Origin of the sequence: Neptunomonas japonica JAMM 1380 (assembly GCF_016592555.1) — a bacterium.
Classification (GTDB): domain Bacteria; phylum Pseudomonadota; class Gammaproteobacteria; order Pseudomonadales; family Balneatricaceae; genus Neptunomonas; species Neptunomonas japonica_A.
In genome coordinates this window covers 815850-835583 of the sequence record NZ_AP014546.1, presented here as the reverse complement: position 1 = coordinate 835583, position 19734 = coordinate 815850, and the positions used below count along the sequence as shown (strand labels likewise).

Genomic DNA, 19734 nt, shown 5'->3' with positions numbered 1-19734 from the left:
ACTACCCCTGAGACTCTGTAGAAACCTGTTGCATTACAGTACGCAGTTTTAACCATACTTTCTCTGTTACTGCGCCCACATGCTTATAACGAATAACTCCTTGGGCATCTAAAACATAAGTTTCAGGTGCACCATAGACACCCAGATCCAAACCTAATGTTCCTTGCTCATCATAGATATTCAATACATAAGGGTCTCTATAACGACGCAACCATTCCTTTGCTGCTCCGCGATCATCTTTGTAGTTAATACCGTAAATAGCAACGCCCTCTTCGCGTGCTATTTTATTTAACTGAGCATGTTCTTGCTTGCACGTAGGACACCACGTTGCCCAAACATTAAGTAATGCAGGCTTACCCTGTAAATCTTTTTGTGTGAGCATACGACCATCATCTAGCAATGAAGGCAAACTAAATTCAGGTATCGGTTTATCCAAAAGCGCTGATGGCAGCTCGGTAGGATCAAGTTGTAAACCCTTCCAAAACAACACGCCCATTACAAAAAAATAAACAATGGAACAAAAAGTACTAAACGACGCATGTTCATGTTCCTTATGCGGTTACGCTTTCAGAGGAAAGCGACTTATTTTTAGTCGATTTACGCGCCAGCTGCTTTCGATAACGTGGATCACTTGCTGCTAACACCCCTCCCAGCGCCATCATTAAACCACCTAACCAAATCCAACGTACGAAAGGTTTATATTGAACACGAATCGCCCAAGCATCGCCTTCTAAAGGTTCACCCATAGCAACATACAGATCACCAAATAAACCAGGGTCAATATCTGCCTCTGTCATCACATTACCACGAGCGGTATAAAGACGTTTTTCAGGGTACATTACAGAATACGGTTTATCGTCTTTTAGTACGGTCAGAACACCCATATCTGAGGTATAATTCGGACCTTCAATGTTTTTCGAACCTTCGAAGATGAATGTAAAATTTTCAAATGCTAACGTATCACCAGGCGCCATACGCAGGTCACGCTCTTCATTATAAATCGAGACTAGCGCGACACCGACAATAGAGACAGCCACGCCAACATGCGCCAACGCCATAGCAACATAGCTACGAGACAAACCTGTAAAGCCTGCTGAAACAGTGCGTTTGTTTTTGATTTTATTAAAAAGATCACGCACGACTGCAATTACCACCCAAAAAGCCAGCACCATACCTAATGCCGTTTTAAGCTCAAATGTACCAGCGTAAATCAACGGAAAAGCACACCCTAGCAAAACAGCGGAAACCGCGGGAATGCCGAGTTGTTTTAATAAGTAGTTTGGCTCTGTCTTTTTCCAACGAGCAATAGACCCAATACCCATGAAAACCACCATCACAGCAACCAATGGTACAAATAACGCATTAAAGTAAGGAGGCCCTACCGATATTTTACCCAGAGACATCGCATCGATAATCAATGGATATAAAGTACCCAACAAAACCATCATACAAACAATAACCAACATAATGTTGTTGATCAGCAAGAAGCTTTCTCGAGAAACTAATTCAAAAGACGATTCGCTTTTGACATGGGCAGCTTTAATCGCATACAGAAGAAATGAGCCTCCCACCGTTATACTGAGCAGGACTAATACAAAAAAACCACGCTCAGGATCAGAAGCAAAAGCATGTACCGATGTTAAAACACCAGAACGTACTAAAAAGGTACCTAATAAACTTAACGAGAAGGCAAAAATGGCAAGCAGAACTGTCCAGCTCTTAAACACACCACGTTTTTCAGTAGCAGCTAAGCTGTGAACCAATGCAGTTCCGACCAACCACGGCATAAAGGATGCGTTTTCAACAGGATCCCAAAACCACCAACCGCCCCAACCAAGTTCGTAATAAGCCCACCAGCTGCCTAACACAATACCAAACGTCAGAAATGCCCATGCAACATTTGTCCACGGGCGTGACCAGCGCGCCCACGCGGCATCCAAGCGACCACTCATAAGAGCAGCAATGGCAAAAGCGAAAGCAACAGAGAAACCCACATATCCCATATAAAGCATTGGAGGGTGAATAATCAGACCGATATCCTGCAACAAAGGATTTAGATCTCCACCTTCAAGCGGAGTATTGGTCAGTAAACGTGTAAAGGGACTCGAGGTCATCAAGGTAAACGATGTAAAGCCAACGCTAATCATCCCCATGACTGACAATACGCGAGCCACAATATCCAAAGGTAATTCTGAACTTTTCACTGCAACAGCGTAGGTCCAAGCACTTAGAATAAAGACCCACAGCAATAAAGATCCCTCATGCCCTCCCCAGATAGCACTAAACTTGTAATATACTGGCAAAGCTGAATTGGAGTTACCCGCAACATAGGCTACTGAGAAATCATCTGTCAAAAAAGCATAACCAAGGCATATCATGCTAATCAGTAAAAATAAAAATAGTGCTTTTGATAAAGGCCGGGCAAAGCCCATCCACAAACTATTAGAAGTGTAAGCGCCAACAAGCGGCACTACTGATAATAGAACAGAAAGACTTAACGCCAATATGAGTGAGTATTGCCCAAGCTCAGGAATCATTTATTAAACGCCTCTTTAGGAGGTACCGGCATTTGCCCGGACTTTTCCAATGCATCAGCCACTTCAGGTGGCATATAGTTTTCATCATGTTTAGCCAGCACTTCTACAGCCTGAAAAACACCCTGCGAATCTAATGACCCTTGTGCAACAATGCCTTGCCCTTCACGAAACAGATCTGGAAGAATGCCTGTAAACTCAACCGGTACCGTCTTAGCATAATCAGTCATTTCAAACTTCACATGTAAACTTTTTTGGTCTCTCACGACACTGCCTTCAACAACCATTCCTCCAGCACGAATACGCGTACCTTGAGGCGCTTCTCCATTAACAATCTGCAGCGGTGAATAGAATAGATTTATATTTTGATTTAACGCATATAATGCCAAACTTACTGCCACACTGACGCCAACAACAAGAAAGATAACGAGGGTAAGCCTCTTTTTTCGTTTAGGATTCATTGAGTATTATTCTCCCTACGTAGGCGCCGAGCTAGGCTTTTTATTAGCTCTTTACGTTTAAATAATGGTAAGACTAAATTGCCGATAATTATCAATAATCCAATCCCATATGACAGCCATACATAAAGTCCATGGCCATCCATTGTAATAAATTCAGACATCGTTTCGAACTGCACTACGACCTCACTTAGAAGCTATTAACTCACGAACCCAGCCGGAGCGGCGCTCACGACGAATAATTTCATTTCGCAATCTGAGCATTAAAGACACAGAAAAAAAACAATAAAAACCTACAACCATCACTAATAGAGGCAACCACATCTCAACAGGCATCGCGGGCTTTTCAGTTAACGTAAATGTCGCGGGTTGATGCAGAGTATTCCACCACTCCACGGAATACTTAATGATTGGAATATTGACCAAACCAACTAAAGATAAAACAGAAGCGGCTTTTGCAGCCATGGATTCATTATCCATGGCAGCATACAACGCCATCACCCCCATATAGAGGAAAAGTAAAATCAGCATAGAGGTCAAACGTGCATCCCACACCCACCATGAACCCCACGTAGGCTTCCCCCAAATAGCACCGGTGGCAAGCGCCATGACAGCAATAGATGCGCCAATAGGTGCACATACATACGCCACCATATCGGCCACTTTAATCTTCCAAATAAGACCCACTGCACCGGCAACTGCCATCAACATATAACATGACTGCGCAAGAATAGCGGAAGGTACATGCAAATACATGATGCGAAAGCTATTGCCTTGCTGATAATCCGGTGGCGCAAACGCCAACGCCCAAACCACCCCTGCTATTAATAATAAAATAGCTGCTATAAGAAAACCCGGCAGTAACTTACCCGTAAAATCATAACACCACCGAGGGGATGCTAATTGATAAAACCAGCGTGGCAACCAACTACTTCCTGCCATATTTCATTTACCTCTTAACCACTAACTGAAATGCGTACAGATGCACTAATTGCAAATGGCGCCAATACTATCCCTAAAGCCAACATGGCCCCAAGCAATGCCAAATATCCTTCTAAAGGCAACCCGGCAACAGCAGCTTGTACTGCGCCTGAACCAAAAATCAGTACGGGTATATACAGTGGCAAGACCAGTAAAGAGATCAACACACCACCACGTTTTAAACCTACTGTTAATCCTGCGCCAATAGCGCCAATAAGACTCAGTACCAAGGTGCCAATTAACAAGCTTAGCACCATGCCAAACATCGCACTGGCAGGTAAAAACAACATGACTCCGAGTAAAGGAGACATCAACGCCAGTGGCAAACCTGTTGTCATCCAGTGCGCCATTACTTTTGCCAAACAAACCACCATAAGCGGCTGAGGACTTAAAATCACTTGTTCTAAAGTGCCGTCTTCATAATCCGAGCGGAATATACCATCTAAAGACAACAGCGTTGCTAAAAGAGCAGCCACCCATACCACTCCAGGCGCTACGTCGGCCAAGAAATTTGGCTCAGGACTGACACCTAGAGGAAACAAAGTCGCTACCATCACAAAGAAAATCAACGGGTTAACCAAATCACTTTTACGCCGAAAAGACAGCAACAGGTCTCTTTTCAACACAGCTGAAAATAATTTCCCCAACGATATTTCCGCAGAGTTAGTACACAATTCAGCCATCAAGTTCCCATCAATTGATCAAGATTAATCTTTGTTACCGACCCACAGGAGGTCAAATCGTGATGTGTTGTTAAAATAACACTTCCTCCCGAAGCAACATGATCTGCTAGTAAGCGCTCTTTAGCTGCAACTCCGCTTTTATCGATTGCAGTAAAAGGCTCATCTAGAATCCATAACTTGGCAGTATTCATATACAATCGCGCTAAACTAACACGTCGATTTTGCCCAGCAGACAAAGAGTGGCAAGGTACATCTTCGTAACCTTTAAGACCCACCACTTCCAATGCTGGAAAAATTTTCTCGGCTAATAAAGCCGGATGTATAGCACTATACCATTGCAAGTTTTCTACAGGCGTTAACATACCTTTAACGCCTGGCTGGTGACCGAAATACAACAAGGATGAGAAAAAGTCATCTCTCACTTTTTCGACAGATTCGCCACACCAAAAAACGTCACCTTCATAGTCGCCAGACAAACCACTTAGAATTCTTAAAAGAGTCGTTTTCCCACTGCCGTTAGCACCTTCAATCTGAACTAATTCCCCGGCTACAAGACCAAAAGAAAGCCCCTCAAACAGAACACGTTCATCTCGTTCGCAATACAGATCAACAATGTTTAACAGCGGTTCTAACAACACCTTTTCCTCAAAAACTGCGCTTTAAAAAGTATAGCGCTACACTAAATAGGTTACTGGCCGATGCATAAGCAGGGCATTATATACAAATTAGACTCAGCTGGGGCATTGCTCTTGATCAGATTTATTGTAAAAAGTGTTTATTCATGAACACCATCACTCCTCAATCACTTACTTTACTGGATTCATCAGGAAGCACACGCACAGGGAGTGCCGAAAAGCTCATTCCTGCCAGCGGAAGCTTACAGGCAACAGTTCGGCAAGTGTCTCAGGATCAATTAAGCCCCAACGTGTTCAGGCTAAAATTAGAAAGCAATAGCGTATTGATGGAGCTGAAAGCCCAACAACCTATACCGGCGGGTAGCAAGGTACTTATTTCTCGTACTAACAATGGTCAATTAGCTATTAAATTAGCCTCAACACCAGCCTCTGAGAAACCTATAACTCCCCCCTTGGCAGAAAAGATCACAACTACTAGGACTTACCAAACACCTGCGGTGCCAGTTATTCGCTCAGAAAAAGATATAACTACGCTTGCCAATACCATCCCACGTGGACAAACGATTAATGCTCAAGTCATATCACAAACACAAGGTCTACCTATAACGCCTTCTCAGACAACAGCACCTCAGAGCAGCCCTACACTTTCACCACCGCAACAACCAGCACCTCTTCAGATGACAACACCAACGACAAGCATACCAGCGCTTACTACCACAAACACAATACAGCCAGCCGTTTCAACTCAAGCACCCTCTACACAGCCAACAACACAAACGACACCTCTGGTATCGCTACCAACAGCAGAGCCAATCAAAACAAGTACGACGCCTATTCCAGCTACACAAGTTCAAGTAGCTTCCGAGCCAGCAAAGACAAGTACGACGCCCACCCCAGCGACACAAGTCCAAGCGCCCCCAGAGCAAACAAAAAACACTTTGACCCAAATGAACCCACAAACAACGACACAACAAGCGCAACCGACAGCTCAGCTGATAAGAACACAACCAAATACACTAGCACTACCAAACACTAAATACTCGACAGAACAAGCTGCCAATATACTGACACTCAACGCTAAGGGGGCAACAGTAACACTACAAACCTCAGCCAACCTGCCTCCACTACAACAAATACAAGTATCCCGAAACCATACGGATCAAATTAACATTAGCTGGACTCAACCTCTTCCGAAAGATAAAGGAGGAACAGTCACATCACAACTGACGCCTCAACAAGCAACGTCTCTACAAAACAGCTTGCGCGAGCAACTCCCACAACAAATCTCTTTAGGCGCAGGTATACAACAGCTTTTAAACAGCACCGCAGCCACCAACTCAACCGCTGCTGGGCAAATAGACAAAGTAGTGCAGTCATTAATGCAGCTGTTTGGCGTACGCCCCGGTACCGCAGAAGCGCAGCAAACTATTAAACAAAATATTCACTATGGCGGGCTCTTTACCGAGAACAGGCTAGCCAACAACCAATCATCCCCAAAAGATATGAAGCAGTTTTTAGGAAAACTACAGGCTCTTGCAGAACAACTACCGGATTCACAAAAACAGCTTGTCCAATCAACCGTCGATAAAATGCTGGCGCGTGTAACGACCAACCAATTAACGAGCATCCAAAGCCGACAAGAGAGAATAGAGTCAAATGAGCGCTTCTTTCAATTAGACCTTCCTATCCGTAACCAAGAAACACTAGACAATGTTGAATTACGTATTAGCCATAGAAGTCAGCAAAATAGCCGCCAAGAACTGGAAACAGTCTGGAAAGTCCGATTACATTTTGATTTAGACGCATCAAAAAGCATTGATGCAGAACTTAGCCTCAATCAGGAGCAGAGTGAGTTAACCGCCGCTTTCACTTGCTCACACCATGACACAGTAACGTCGATAAGAAACCAACTAGGTGGTTTTAGAGAGCAACTCAATACACTCGGGCTTAACGTACCCACTCTTATCTGTAAGCAAGGGAAACCTAAACCCCAAAAGACGCCTATCCAGAAGCAATTAATTGATATCAAAACATGAACGATGAAGAAAAAAACGCATCTGCTATTGCGCTAAAATATAATCACGGCACTGCCACAGCGCCCACTATTGTCGCGAAAGGTAAGGGAGATATTGCCCAACAAATTTTAGCCTTGGCAAATGAACATGAAATTCATGTTCACCAAAGCCCTGAATTATTAGAAGTGTTAATACGCCTTGAAATTGGCGAAGAAATACCAGAAGCGCTCTACAAGGCTATTGCAGAAGTAATCGCGTTTGCTTACAAGCTAAAGAATAAAAGCTAGTTTTTGTGCTCAACACCTTGATGCGTATGTAGCTCTTTATGCAATAAAGCCATCAACTCTGCTTCCGGGCGACCGATACCGCAATCTTTGACTAGATCATCAACATCAGCACCCATCTCCATGAGACGTGCCGCCTGATTATAAGCCAACTCACCAGGATCCCTATTCTCAAGCTCAAGTTGTTTTTCTACCGTAATATTAAGCTTCTGCTCTATATCAACCAAGCGCTTCCCCATGCCAATGGAACTACCGGTAATTGAGCGAATTTCATTACGCAAGACTGTCACTAAAGCCTTATATTGGCGCTCATGCTGCTTTTGCCGATAAAAAGTATAAATACTGATTCCCGCAAAGATAACAACCATGACACTCAGAAAAGAGACTAACCACACACTTGATTCTGCCAATGCACTACCCTACTACAAACTTAATATCGCGATGTTAGCTTGCTTGCTCAAACTGCTCTACTAATGCCGCCACATCCACAATCGCACAACGCTCTTCCATATATGTACCAAGCATCCAGGGGCGACCTTGCTTATTACTGTTCATATTAATACGACTGTGCGGTATGCGTACAGACTTTACAAGCTCATCACACATCAAAGCCCAATTTTTACCATCCAAAACAATCAGTTCAGCATAGCGAGAGAGAGCAGCATCATACCTATCTGCTAGCAACCATTGCCCGGTATCAACAATCGCAGTAGAGAATGAAGAACGCTCAAAACTACCAAGAACCCAATCGTATTGGTTACTCAACTGCAGGGTTACGGTGCTCAATGACAACGCGCCCTCTATTCCTTCAAAAGGAATAGCCAGCTTAAGACCACAAACATTCACCAAAACACAATTAAGTTCTGGCTCTGGCTCTGGCTCTGGCTCTGGCTCTGGCTCTGGCTCTGGCTCTGGCTCTGGCTCTGGCTCTGGCTCTGGCTCTGGCTCTGGCTCTGGCTCTGGCTCTGGCTCTGGCTCTGGCTCTGGCTCTGGCTCTGGCTCTGGCTCTGGCTCTGGCTCTGGCTCTGGCTCTGGCTCTGGCTCTGGCTCTGGCTCTGGCTCTGGCTCTGGCTCTGGCTCTGGCTCTGGCTCTGGCTCTGGCTCTGGCTCTGGCTCTGGCTCTGGCTCTGGCTCTGGCTCTGGCTCTGGCTCTGCTTTTAGTGTGTTCATTAATTCAGCATCTGCAAGCAATACATCATGAGAAGTAGTTTCATCTTCTACGGGCTTCTTCTCATTACCCTGTTCAAGATGACTCCCATCTTCCTCAGAAGGATCCAACAACAATGCCTCAAGGTATTCGAAAACTACTTGATGCTGACGACCGGCTGGGGGTTTCTTATCCATTAACAGTTACCTTCGCTGCTCAATTAAAGAGCGTAATAAGCGAGCATAGGCATGAACGCCTCGACTACCAGCATCTAGCGAAGAAGGCACAACCCCCTTCATACTAGCGTTTCTAAATTTTGTATCGACGGGAATAACTGCACTGGACAGCTCATCTGGGTAGCACTTATGAAGCTCTCTCAAGCAGCTTACCGACGCTTGAGTTCTTCGATCATAAAACGTGGGAATAATGGTATAGTTCAACTTTTTCTTGCGAGCACGATTAATCATACTAATTGTTCGAACCATCCTTTCTAGCCCTTTAAGCGCAAGAAACTCCGTTTGGGCAGGAACAATTAAGTGATTACATGCAGCTAACGCATTTACCATTAGTACGCCTAATACTGGCGGGCTATCAATCAAAACAAAATCATAACGATCCTTAACATGCCGCAACGCTTTCGCAATCTGCAACCCCATCCCTTGATGATCGATTGCACGCCGCTCTAATGTTGCCATCGCTGTTGATGCAGGCATCAGCTGTATACGATCCACAGATGTGCTACATAACAAAGAGTTAACTTGATTCTGCGTGATTTCATTCTGCGTAACAAAAAGATCATAGATACTATGATCTAACTCATCAGGATCATAGTGGAAATAACTAGTCAAAGAGCCATGCGGATCAAGGTCAATCATCAAAACGTTGTAACCAACCTCTGCCAATAACCCAGCTAAAGTCACAACTGTTGTTGTTTTCCCAACACCGCCTTTTTGATTTGCAATTGCCCAAACCTGCATAGCATATTCCCGGTATGACTGTGTCTATTTAAAATGAGGATAACTGATGATATATCTACTTAATACAATGCATTACATTTAAAATCATAGAAATGCTTTGCTATTTTCCGCCACTCATTAACAACCTAGAAATATCATTCAAATCTAAGACATCATCCGCAAGCCCTGCTTTAACAACCGCTTGAGGCATGCCATAAATAGTACAACTAGCTTCATTTTGTGCCCACATAACAGCCCCAGCTTGCTTAAGAAGGCGAGCACCTTCTGCCCCATCAGCTCCCATACCGGTCAAAATCACCGCCAGCACTTTATTTCCATAAGTTTTTGCAGCAGCCGCATATGCAATATCAACACTGGGACGGTAGGTTAATCGCTCATCCCCGGGCAAAATTTTCACACGGTCAGGCTGTCGACTTTCAATCATTACTTGCTGCCCTCCAGGCACTAATAGAGCGCGCCCAGCCTTGAATCTATCGCCATCTTCAGCTTCTTTCACTTCGATAGCACACTGCTGATTTAAACGGGAGGCAAAGACTGATGTAAAAGTCTTAGGCATATGTTGCACAAGCAATATAGGGTAAGGAAAACTAGCAGGTAAGGCTGTTAGAATAGTCTGCAAAGCTGCAGGCCCCCCTGTAGAGGAACCTATAACAATTAACTTGCAACTGCTCGGAAAACTAGCCGCATGGCTCGCTCTCTTTACAAGCGAAGAGCGAGTCTGCAAAGCCGCTTTTAAATCAACAGAGGCTCGAGCAGATGGCAAACCAGCGCTTTTTGCCTCTACCCTTTTAGAATGTACAGCAGGAGTGGCTGCACCAAAGCTGTGAATACTAGAGGTAGCACCCGCCTTCAACGGTTTAGTAGTAAAGGCTGGTGATCGATACCTCCCTCCCCTACTTTTCCCCAGCGCAACAACACGCTCAACTAACGTATTTTGCATGGCATTGGATTTATTAATCCAAGAACGTATATCTTTTGTTAGATAATCAGCAGCTCCTGCCTCCAAAGCCTGCAAGGTGACTTGAGCACCCTCATGGGTAAGCGATGACAGCATCAAAACATTAGTGGGATTGTCTCGCATAATAATACGAACAGCATCGATGCCATTTAACAACGGCATCTCTACATCCATAGTCACAACATCCGGCTTCAACTGCTTAGTTAACTCAACAGCCTCACGGCCATTAGAAGCCGTGCCAATAACTTCTAAGCGGTTATCATTCGATAAGAAATCATTAATACGCTGCCTGAAAAAACCGGAGTCATCGACTATTAACACTTTTACCGGCATAGCAGCCCCTATTCAGACAATATTACTAAGACGCGTAACGCTTCAACAAATTAGGAATATCAATAATTAGAGCAATTCGACCATCACCAGTAATAGTGGCTCCTGATAACCCAGGAGTACCATGCAAAATAGTGCCCAAAGGCTTAATCACGACTTCTTCTTGCCCTACTAGCTGATCAACCACAAAGCCAACCCGCAAAGTCCCGACAGTAAGAATAACCACATGTCCTTGTTCAGGAAGTTCAGCGTTTTCCTGCCCTTCCACTAACCAACGTTTCATATGAAATAAAGGCAAAGCCTGATCCCTAACAATGATCACCTGCTGGCCATCAACTACATTCGTTTTTGTTAGATCAAGATTAAAAATTTCATTAACGTTAACTAATGGTAATGCAAAGGCCTGGTTCTCCAGCATAACCATCAAGGTTGGCATAATCGCCAATGTCAGCGGAACTTGAATAGCAATTCGAGTGCCCTGTCCTAAAACAGAATCTATATGCAAAGTGCCATTTAACTGTGTAATCTTAGTTTTAACCACATCCATGCCAACGCCACGACCAGATACGTCTGACACTTCAGTTTTGGTTGAAAAGCCTGCTTGAAAGATCAAGTTGAAGCACTCTTGCTCTGAAAGCCGGTTAGCTGCTTCTTGATCCAACATCCCACGATCAACCGCCAACATACGCAACTTCTCAGGATCCATTCCAGCGCCATCATCCTGTATTATCAACAGAATGTGGTCACCTTCTTGCTCCGCCGATAATAGGACATGTCCTTCACGGGCTTTTCCGGTTCCTTCACGAATTTCAGGAGATTCAATACCATGATCAACAGAGTTGCGAACTAAATGTATTAGAGGATCGGCTAACGCTTCAACGAGATTTTTATCAAGGTCGGTTTCTTCACCGCGCAGCTCAAGACGTATCTCTTTCTTCAAGCTGCGTGATAGGTCACGGATCAAGCGGGGAAAGCGCCCAAACACTTTCTTGACTGGCTGCATGCGGGTTTTCATTACGGACATTTGCAAGTCCGCTGTCACCATATCAAGAATGCCTAGCGCTTTGGTCATCTCCTCGTCTTCACGAGCACCACCTAAACGAACCAATCTGTTTCGTACTAAAACCAGCTCTCCAACCATGTTCATGATTTTATCTAATAAGCGCGTATCAACTCGAACATTACTTTCAGTTACTACGGTTTTATTAGAAGAAGCTGCAGCGGGTGTAGCTGCCGTATTTTTCACAGTGTTAGCAGGTTCACTTACCTGATGCTCGACTTTAGGTTCCGGTTCCGGCGCAGGCGCAGTCTCAACAGGCATAGCAGGTGCAGCATTCTCAGTACTTGCAAAGGCTCCCTGACCATGAGATTGCAATTCATCTAGTAAATTCTCAAACTCATCTTCTGAAATTAAACCACTATCAGCAGCCTCTTTGCTTTCAACAATCTCAGGTTCAGAGGAGACCCCCGGTGCACCATCACCATGCAGGTCATTCAGTAACGCTTCAAACTCATCTTCAGTAATGAGACCGTCATCTTCGACGACGGCCTCTGCCTCAGGAAGGACATCATCCAGCAACATATCAAACTCATCATTTGCAGAGTCTGCACTGGGAACCGAAGGCGCACTAGATTGAGCTGATTCCTCTACAAAGACCTCTTCAACAGGAGCAACTATTACATCAAGTACAGGCTCATGTTCAGATTCAACTTTGCCCGACGCAAAATCTGCCAATTTTTGTAACAAGGCCGGCGAAGCCGCTTCTAGCACTTCACCCGCTCGCACATTGCCAAACATTATATTTACGGCATCTAGCGACTGTAACACTACGTCCATGAGCTCAGGAGTTACTTTGACACTTCCATTACGGAGCAAGTCGAATAAATTTTCAGCTTTATGACAGCAATCCACCATTGCATCTAATTGAAGAAAACCAGCACCACCCTTTACAGTATGGAAGCCCCGAAAAATCGAGTTCAAAAGATCATTATCATCTGGGGATTTTTCAAGATCAACTAGCTGCTCAGATAGCTGTTCTAGTATCTCTCCTGCCTCAACAAGAAAATCTTCGAGAATTTCGTGGTCAACATCCAAGCTCATTAGAAGCTCCTATTCAAAAACCCAAACTTGATAACAAATCATCAACATCATCTTGATCAGAGGCCACGTCTGGATTATTTTTCCCCGAGAGTTGTGGCCCTTCTGCTTCAATTGGGTCTTTTTTAGCTTTCTGGTTAGTGTTACTTGCTGGCTTCTCTGTACTTAAACCGCTTATGCGCTCAACTTTTGCAGCCATATCCATAAGCTGCACTAAGCTACCTTCCACTTGAGTTACTAGAGTTATTACACGACGGATAAGCTGCCCCGTTATATCTTGGTAACTTTGAGCGACTAATATCTCTGTGAGTTCAGCCCGCAAATCTTTAACTGTTTGTTCTGACTCTTGTTTAAGCTGGCAAGTACGGTCATATCCACCTCTCAACCCCTCAAACTCAGCTTCCAGCTGCCCTACCATCGATAACAAACCGGCAAAGCGCCTACTCTGATCATCCATTTTATCAACTAACGCTAACGACTTATCGACACGATCCATTGTTTCATGAGAAGTTTTTTCAGTCAGCTCAATAACATAGCTTAGCCTTTCAGATGCATCAGCCATGCCTTGAATAGAGTCATCTTGTGCATTTTCAGCTTCGCCTTGAACTTTCACATCATCAGAAAAAGACTTAATTGCTTCATGAAGGCCTCTTGTCAGATACCCGACTTCATTATAAAAGGCCAAATGCTTAACTTGCTGCAGGTCATTTATAATAGTCAGCGCATTGTTTATATCGCCACTTTCCAACACTGTAACCAGCTCAGTCGCTTTTTCCTGCAGCAAGGATTCAAAACCATCCAACCCACGATGCAAATCTGCTTCAGTCATAATTAGTTAGTTCCTTAACAGATTAACTTCCGATACGTTGGAAAATCTTGTCTATCTTTTCTTTCAAGACAGCTGCCGTAAATGGCTTAATAACGTAGCCATTAACCCCTGCTTGAGCAGCAGCAATAATTTGCTCTCGCTTAGCCTCTGCCGTAACCATCAAGATAGGCATACCTGCCAACTTTGGATCAGCACGTACTGCCCGGACAAGATCAATACCAGTCATACCAGGCATATTCCAGTCAGTCACAAGAAACTGCACACCACCTTGTTGCAAAATCGGCAATGCCGTTTTGCCGTCATCCGCTTCAATGACATTATTAAATCCAAGATCACGGAGTAGGTTTTTTATAATACGTCTCATGGTAGAAAAGTCGTCCACCACTAGAATCTTGATGTCTTTTTTCAAGACAATATCCCCCAATTCAGAAGCATATGGATTAATGCACCCGATTTATCATTTTAGCCTGATTAGAATTTAGACCATTTTTCAAGAAAATGGAGAGATAGAGAAAATTTTATTGCCATTCTCTTAATCGACCACGAAGTCGATGGGCTGCTTGACTATGAATTTGGCTCACTCGTGATTCGCTAACACCTAAAACTTCACCTATCTCTTTCAGGTTCAGTTCTTCATCATAATAAAGTGCTAGGACTAGTTTTTCGCGTTCGGGTAAAGAATCTATAGCATTTGCCAAAGCTAGTTTAAAAGCATTTTTTTCAGTGTGGGCTACGGGGCTGGGCTCGACACCTGGCAACTGCTCTCCTGGACTGTCTCCATCAGAGCTTGTCATCTCTTCAAAGCTAAACAAGCGGCTTTCTACTGAGTCTTTAAGTAGGTCATGATAATCTACAACACTAATACCCATCTCAGTCGCAATTTCAATATCCGTTGCGTCTCGTCCTAACGATGCTCCTAACGTTTGCATAGCCTGAGTAATACGACGGCTGTTACGATGAACTGAACGAGGAGTCCAGTCGCCTCTACGTACCTCATCAATAATAGAACCACGTATACGAATACCTGCATAGGTTTCGAAACTGGCCCCCTTGGCGGCATCATATTTTTTTGCAGCTTCTAATAGACCGATCATACCCGATTGTATTAGATCATCCACAACAACACTTGCGGGAAGACGCCCCATCAAATGATAGGCGATACGTTTTACAAGCGGTGCATATTGCTCAATGAGCTCATGACTTGACGAAATTTCTAGCGGGTTATACATGGAGCCCCTTTCCAGACCCGAAATTTAAACACCCTGAACCAAGCGCTCCACAAAGAACTCCAAATGCCCTCGCGGAGCATCTTGGACTGGCCAGTCATCTACTTTCTTAGCGAGTTGCCGATACGCAATTGCTGCTTTGCATTTAGAAAATGCTTTCAAAACAGGTATTTGGCGTCGAACAGATTTCCTTACATGCTCATCATAAGGTATTGAGCCAACGTATTGAAGTGTTACATCCAGAAAACGATCCGTTACCGTTGAAAGTTTACTAAACATATTTCTACCTTCAACATCAGTTTCTACCATATTCGCCAAGACTCTAAAGCGAGTCATGCGATAATCTCTATTCAATAACTTGATAAGCGCATAAGCATCAGTTATGGAAGTAGGCTCATCACAAACCACCACAAGCACCTCTTGAGCGGCACGCACAAAACTCACCACCGACTCGGAAATACCGGCAGCAGTATCAATTACTAGCACATCAATTTCTTCTGCTACTTCATTAAAAGCATAGACTAACTCTGCATGCTCATGAGCACTAAGTGATGTCATCTCCTGAGTTCCCGAGCAGGCTGGAACAATTTTCACATTATCAGTCACATCGAGCATCACATCAGTTAGCCGGCACTCTCCAGACAGCACATCGCTAATATTCTTTTTGGGACGCAAACCCAACATAACATCAACATTAGCCAAACCAAGGTCTGCATCCATTAACACGGTTCGGCGCCCCATCTCACCCAAGGCTATAGACAAATTAACCGAAACATTCGTTTTACCAACGCCACCTTTACCACCGGTAACCGCGATAACTTTCACTGAGTGCTGTTTTTTCATCAATTATGATCTGTACTTAGCCGGCTGACGACAGTTCAGACGATCCTCCCGTTGAAGACAACGCGCGCTCACGCTCCCTTTCCAGTGTTTTTTGTGCAGTAATTACCGCCCTGCTCACGAGATCATTACGTTGTGCGACTTCAATATCATCGGGTACTTTTTGACCATCAGTGACATAAGCTATAGGCAGCGACTTTTCTACCACCAGACTTAAAGCCTCCCCTAAACTGCCCGATTCATCCAGCTTACTCAAAACACACCCGTTTAAGCCAATGCTCTGGTAGTTATCATAGGCATCTTCCAACACTTGGCGCTGACTTGAACACGAAAGTACCAACAGTTTTTTGAGCCTAACGGAAACGCTCGTAAGCATCTCTTTTTGAGCTTCACTTGGACCTTCATGATGACTCATACCTGCTGTATCAATTAATACTAGACGTTTTCCCCGCAACGACAACAATACATCTTCCAAGGGGTTATTCTCATCCACCACTCTAACTGGCACATCCAAAATCCGACCGAAGGTTCTTAACTGCTCATGTGCTGCAATACGATAAGTATCTGTCGTAACAAGCGCCAAACTAGCGCTACCATGCTGAAGCACATAACGCGCGGCTAACTTTCCAATGGAAGTAGTCTTACCAACACCAGTAGGACCAACAAAGGCAATCATCCCTCCCCTGTCTATATAGTCTTCACTCATAACAGGCACAGCATCCGTTAGTTTTGACAATGTAACCCGCCAAGCCTTTGCTATCTCAAGATCTGCTTCAAGACCCCGTGTAAGCTGAGTAATTAAAGTACTAGTGAGACCAATTTTTTCAAACCGCTTAACCAGCTTTTCTGATACATCTAAAGGAGCGACGGGTTTACGCTGCACAGCCTCTTCAACCCAAATCTTCCGTGAAGGCACCTGAACTTGCTGCTCAAGCAGAGACTTCAACTGCTGTATTTCTTGTTGCATTCTCTCTATCGCAGCATTTTCTTTCTGCAAGATAACAGGGGCACGCTCAACATCTATAGAGGGCACATCCTCTTCATCCAAATCATCTAGAAATGTGGCCTTACGTGCTTCTTGACGATTTTTAAGCGACTCAAGAATTGTCTGTAAGTCATCCTCTTCATCCTGCTCAACTTGAAGATTCCGCTTACCTTCTGCCTGATAAAGAGGTTCTTTTTCCACTTGATCGTTTGCTTCTGCAATACGCAAGCGCGCTTTTTTTAGCTCATCATCCAAGCCTTGCCTACTTTTATCTGCCGTAAGAATACGTACCTGCTCATCCTTGCGCTTCTTCTTCTCGTAGTCTCGCTTAAACTCTGCCTGAGCTGCTTCAAACTCATGCTCATGCGCAGCAACAACCTCGACACCACCAGCCACCCGATGATTTGACACAATAACCGCATCGGGCCCAATCTCCTCTCTAGCACGCCGCATAGCTTGACGCATATCGGGGGCAAAGATACGTTTCACTTTCATAAACACCTCACCCGTGGCGAGCTACTAATTACCTCAACCTTAAGCATTCTGACCGCCTACAGTTGCCACAATAGTAATTTTTTTATTTTCAGGTATTTCTTGATAAGAAAGAACATGAATCAGCTGTTCACTATAGCGCACAAATTTAGACATCAAAGGCCTAACAGGTGCCGCTACTAATAAAATCGAAGGCTGCCCCAACATCTCTTGCTTTTGAGCCGCTGCAATTAATGAAGTTTGCAATCGCTCTGCCATACCAGGCTCAAGCACCATACCGCTTTCTCCAGCCTGCTGACTTTGCTGAACTGAATTAAGCAACAGCTGCTCCAATTGGGGGTCCATAGTAATAACGGGGATCTCAGCTTCAGAACCGTTAATAGTTTGAACAATCAACCTAGATATTGCCACTCGCACCGCCGCTGTTAATGCAACCGGGTCTTGCGTACGCGTTACCGCTTCCGATAAAGCCTCTGCAATACTCCTGAAATCTTTAAGCGGCACCTGCTCCATCAACAAACTTTGCAATACCTTTAAGAGACTACTAATAGATAGTTTTGCAGGTACAAGGTCTTCTACTAACTTAGGCGAGCCCTTAGCTAACATATCCAATAACTGCTGAACTTCTTCATGCCCTAAGAGCTCATGTGCATGGCTTTGCAGTATCTGATTTAAGTGAGTAGCAACAACGGTGCTTGCATCCACAACCGTATAACCAAGCGTTTGAGCTTGTTCGCGTAAACTTAATTCAATCCACGTGGCATCAAGGCCAAAAGCAGGGTCCTTCACATCAACCCCCTTTAGAGAGCCAAAAACCTGTCCTGGGTTAATCGCTAAGTCACGGTCCGGATATATTTCAGCTTCCCCAACAATAACACCCATCAACGTAATCCGATAAGCACCCGGCATCAAATCTAAATTATCTCTTATATGCACTGAAGGCACCAAAAAACCAAGATCTTGTGAGAGCTTCTTCCTAACACCTTTAATTCTATTAAGCAGTTGCCCTCCTTGTAGCTTATCGACCATAGGGATTAGACGATAGCCCACTTCTAGCCCAATCATATCAACCGGCATAACATCTGCCCAATCAAGCTCTTTATGCTCTCCTGATGCCTCCGAATCAACAGGTAATTGCGCTTGCTTAGCCTCTTCTCCTGCCAGCGCCTCCTCCTCTTCTTTCTTTTTAATAATTAACCATGAAGCTGCACCAGCAACGGCAGCAAGCGACAGAAAGGCTACATGCGGCATACCTGGCACACTTCCCATCACTGCCAAAATAATTGATGCCACTACAAGCGCTTTGGGTGAAGCAAATAACTGGCTAAAAATTTGCTTACCCATATCTTGGGAGCTATTTTGCCTTGTCACCATAATGGCAGCAGCCGTCGAAAGTAATAGCGAAGGTATCTGTGCAACTAACCCATCACCAATGGTTAACAAAGCATAGTATTCAGCCGCTGTATCAAACGACAAATCATGTTGAATCATGCCAATCATCAACCCACCTAGAATATTGATAACAAGAATCAATATTCCAGCAACAGCATCACCTCTAACAAACTTAGAGGCACCATCCATCGAGCCATAAAAATCAGCTTCCTGGGTAACATCTTCGCGCCTTACTTTGGCCTCTTCTTGATTAATAAGACCTGCATTCAAATCAGCGTCAATTGCCATCTGCTTACCTGGCATGGCATCCAAGGTAAAGCGAGCACTCACTTCAGAAATACGGCCCGCGCCTTTAGTAACAACAACAAAGTTGATAATAACCAATATCAAAAACACAACAATACCGACAACGTAATTACCGCCAATAACAACAGAACCAAAGGCTTCAATTACCTTCCCGGCGGCATCCCCCCCCTCATGACCATAAAGGAGTACAACACGAGTTGAAGCAACATTAAGTGCCAAACGCATCAATGTCGCTACTAGCAAAATCGTAGGAAAAACAGCAAAATCTAATGGCCGAAGAGCGTAAATTCCAACAAGAAGAACAACGATAGACAGGGCAATATTAAACGTAAAAAGAACATCAAGAAGAAAGGTCGGTACAGGCAATGTCACCATCGCTAAAATAATTAGCAATAAAAAGGGAACACCCAAGTTACCCCGACTGGCACCACGCGCAGTACTTAATAAAGCGGTTCTATCCAATACATTCTCACGTCAAAAAAACAACACTTACGACACAACGCCATTTATTTGACACAAAAACATCTATATTCAAATAAACAACTAACTTAGCGAGTTTTTTTG

General features: G+C 44.2%; 20 protein-coding genes. 2 read left to right on the top strand and 18 right to left on the bottom strand.

Annotation, left to right across the window (positions count from 1 at the left end; all coding sequences use genetic code 11):
- Position 1: 1 nt before the first annotated feature.
- The 7 genes from NEJAP_RS03805 to ccmA all read right to left on the bottom strand — a co-directional run bounded on the left by NEJAP_RS03805 (position 2) and on the right by ccmA (position 5291).
- Positions 2-490, bottom strand: coding sequence for a DsbE family thiol:disulfide interchange protein (locus NEJAP_RS03805; protein ID WP_329610929.1), 489 nt, complete (start codon positions 488-490; stop codon positions 2-4).
- Between the two features lie 61 nt (positions 491-551).
- Positions 552-2537, bottom strand: a complete 1986-nt coding sequence (locus tag NEJAP_RS03800) for a heme lyase CcmF/NrfE family subunit (protein WP_201349372.1) — start codon at positions 2535-2537, stop codon at positions 552-554.
- Positions 2534-2995 (bottom strand): cytochrome c maturation protein CcmE, encoded by a 462-nt coding sequence (gene ccmE, locus NEJAP_RS03795; protein WP_201349371.1) that lies wholly within the window; start codon positions 2993-2995, stop codon positions 2534-2536. The genes NEJAP_RS03800 and ccmE overlap by 4 nt, the downstream gene beginning before the upstream one ends.
- Entirely contained in the window at positions 2992-3138 is a 147-nt protein-coding gene (gene ccmD, locus NEJAP_RS03790) for a heme exporter protein CcmD (protein ID WP_329610949.1), read from the bottom strand. The genes ccmE and ccmD overlap by 4 nt, the downstream gene beginning before the upstream one ends.
- 40 nt (positions 3139-3178) lie before the next feature.
- Positions 3179-3934, bottom strand: a complete 756-nt coding sequence (locus NEJAP_RS03785) for a heme ABC transporter permease (RefSeq protein WP_201349370.1) — start codon at positions 3932-3934, stop codon at positions 3179-3181.
- Positions 3935-3948: 14 nt separating this feature from the next.
- The gene (gene ccmB, locus NEJAP_RS03780; RefSeq protein ID WP_201349369.1) at positions 3949-4656 is read right to left on the bottom strand and encodes a heme exporter protein CcmB; all 708 of its coding nucleotides are present in this window, start codon (positions 4654-4656) and stop codon (positions 3949-3951) included.
- Positions 4656-5291, bottom strand: a complete 636-nt coding sequence (gene ccmA / locus NEJAP_RS03775; protein WP_201349368.1) for a cytochrome c biogenesis heme-transporting ATPase CcmA — start codon at positions 5289-5291, stop codon at positions 4656-4658. Before ccmA ends, ccmB begins: the two co-directional genes overlap by 1 nt.
- A gap of 146 nt (positions 5292-5437) precedes the next feature.
- Here ccmA and NEJAP_RS03770 point away from each other — a divergent pair, with 146 nt between their 5' ends.
- Positions 5438-7327 (top strand): flagellar hook-length control protein FliK, encoded by a 1890-nt coding sequence (locus NEJAP_RS03770; RefSeq protein ID WP_201349367.1) that lies wholly within the window; start codon positions 5438-5440, stop codon positions 7325-7327.
- Positions 7324-7593, top strand: coding sequence for an EscU/YscU/HrcU family type III secretion system export apparatus switch protein (locus NEJAP_RS03765; RefSeq protein WP_201349366.1), 270 nt, complete (start codon positions 7324-7326; stop codon positions 7591-7593). Before NEJAP_RS03770 ends, NEJAP_RS03765 begins: the two co-directional genes overlap by 4 nt.
- Here the strand turns inward: NEJAP_RS03765 and NEJAP_RS03760 are convergent.
- The 11 genes from NEJAP_RS03760 to flhA form a co-directional block, all read right to left on the bottom strand.
- Positions 7590-8000, bottom strand: coding sequence for a DUF2802 domain-containing protein (locus tag NEJAP_RS03760; RefSeq protein ID WP_236591052.1), 411 nt, complete (start codon positions 7998-8000; stop codon positions 7590-7592). The two genes, NEJAP_RS03765 and NEJAP_RS03760, sit on opposite strands and share 4 nt — an antisense overlap.
- 34 nt (positions 8001-8034) lie before the next feature.
- Positions 8035-8934: a chemotaxis protein CheW gene (locus NEJAP_RS03755; RefSeq protein ID WP_201349365.1), complete on the bottom strand. Its 900-nt coding sequence runs from the start codon at positions 8932-8934 to the stop codon at positions 8035-8037.
- A gap of 6 nt (positions 8935-8940) precedes the next feature.
- Positions 8941-9714, bottom strand: a complete 774-nt coding sequence (locus NEJAP_RS03750; RefSeq protein ID WP_201349364.1) for a ParA family protein — start codon at positions 9712-9714, stop codon at positions 8941-8943.
- Positions 9715-9814: 100 nt separating this feature from the next.
- Complete coding sequence (locus tag NEJAP_RS03745; protein ID WP_201349363.1) at positions 9815-11005, bottom strand: protein-glutamate methylesterase/protein-glutamine glutaminase; 1191 nt, start codon at positions 11003-11005, stop codon at positions 9815-9817.
- A 25-nt stretch (positions 11006-11030) separates the two neighbouring features.
- Positions 11031-13103 carry a chemotaxis protein CheA gene (locus tag NEJAP_RS03740; protein ID WP_201349362.1) on the bottom strand — a complete coding sequence of 691 codons (2073 nt, stop codon included), beginning with the start codon at positions 13101-13103 and terminating at the stop codon, positions 11031-11033.
- 13 nt (positions 13104-13116) lie between these two features.
- The gene (locus NEJAP_RS03735) at positions 13117-13929 is read right to left on the bottom strand and encodes a protein phosphatase CheZ (RefSeq protein ID WP_201349361.1); all 813 of its coding nucleotides are present in this window, start codon (positions 13927-13929) and stop codon (positions 13117-13119) included.
- 22 nt (positions 13930-13951) lie between these two features.
- Positions 13952-14338, bottom strand: a complete 387-nt coding sequence (gene cheY / locus NEJAP_RS03730; protein ID WP_028471202.1) for a chemotaxis response regulator CheY — start codon at positions 14336-14338, stop codon at positions 13952-13954.
- A gap of 109 nt (positions 14339-14447) precedes the next feature.
- A complete protein-coding gene (locus tag NEJAP_RS03725) occupies positions 14448-15158 on the bottom strand; it encodes an RNA polymerase sigma factor FliA (protein ID WP_201349360.1) in 711 nt (236 codons plus the stop codon).
- 24 nt (positions 15159-15182) lie between these two features.
- Entirely contained in the window at positions 15183-15998 is an 816-nt protein-coding gene (locus NEJAP_RS03720; protein WP_201349359.1) for a MinD/ParA family protein, read from the bottom strand.
- A gap of 16 nt (positions 15999-16014) precedes the next feature.
- Positions 16015-17475: a flagellar biosynthesis protein FlhF gene (gene flhF, locus NEJAP_RS03715; RefSeq protein ID WP_201349358.1), complete on the bottom strand. Its 1461-nt coding sequence runs from the start codon at positions 17473-17475 to the stop codon at positions 16015-16017.
- Between the two features lie 39 nt (positions 17476-17514).
- Positions 17515-19632 carry a flagellar biosynthesis protein FlhA gene (gene flhA, locus NEJAP_RS03710; RefSeq protein ID WP_201349357.1) on the bottom strand — a complete coding sequence of 706 codons (2118 nt, stop codon included), beginning with the start codon at positions 19630-19632 and terminating at the stop codon, positions 17515-17517.
- Between the last annotated feature and the right edge of the window lie 102 nt (positions 19633-19734).

Coding starts and splice junctions, on each gene's coding strand:
- ccmB (WP_201349369.1), bottom strand. CDS start 4,656: ATGGCTGAATTGTGTACTAACTCTGCGGAAATATCGTTGGGGAAATTA.
- flhF (WP_201349358.1), bottom strand. CDS start 17,475: ATGAAAGTGAAACGTATCTTTGCCCCCGATATGCGTCAAGCTATGCGG.
- NEJAP_RS03735 (WP_201349361.1), bottom strand. CDS start 13,929: ATGACTGAAGCAGATTTGCATCGTGGGTTGGATGGTTTTGAATCCTTG.
- NEJAP_RS03770 (WP_201349367.1), top strand. CDS start 5,438: ATGAACACCATCACTCCTCAATCACTTACTTTACTGGATTCATCAGGA.
- NEJAP_RS03755 (WP_201349365.1), bottom strand. CDS start 8,934: ATGGATAAGAAACCCCCAGCCGGTCGTCAGCATCAAGTAGTTTTCGAA.
- ccmE (WP_201349371.1), bottom strand. CDS start 2,995: ATGAATCCTAAACGAAAAAAGAGGCTTACCCTCGTTATCTTTCTTGTT.
- NEJAP_RS03725 (WP_201349360.1), bottom strand. CDS start 15,158: ATGTATAACCCGCTAGAAATTTCGTCAAGTCATGAGCTCATTGAGCAA.
- NEJAP_RS03745 (WP_201349363.1), bottom strand. CDS start 11,005: ATGCCGGTAAAAGTGTTAATAGTCGATGACTCCGGTTTTTTCAGGCAG.
- NEJAP_RS03720 (WP_201349359.1), bottom strand. CDS start 15,998: ATGAAAAAACAGCACTCAGTGAAAGTTATCGCGGTTACCGGTGGTAAA.
- ccmD (WP_329610949.1), bottom strand. CDS start 3,138: ATGGATGGCCATGGACTTTATGTATGGCTGTCATATGGGATTGGATTA.
- NEJAP_RS03785 (WP_201349370.1), bottom strand. CDS start 3,934: ATGGCAGGAAGTAGTTGGTTGCCACGCTGGTTTTATCAATTAGCATCC.
- NEJAP_RS03750 (WP_201349364.1), bottom strand. CDS start 9,714: ATGCAGGTTTGGGCAATTGCAAATCAAAAAGGCGGTGTTGGGAAAACA.
- NEJAP_RS03765 (WP_201349366.1), top strand. CDS start 7,324: ATGAACGATGAAGAAAAAAACGCATCTGCTATTGCGCTAAAATATAAT.
- NEJAP_RS03740 (WP_201349362.1), bottom strand. CDS start 13,103: ATGAGCTTGGATGTTGACCACGAAATTCTCGAAGATTTTCTTGTTGAG.
- NEJAP_RS03800 (WP_201349372.1), bottom strand. CDS start 2,537: ATGATTCCTGAGCTTGGGCAATACTCACTCATATTGGCGTTAAGTCTT.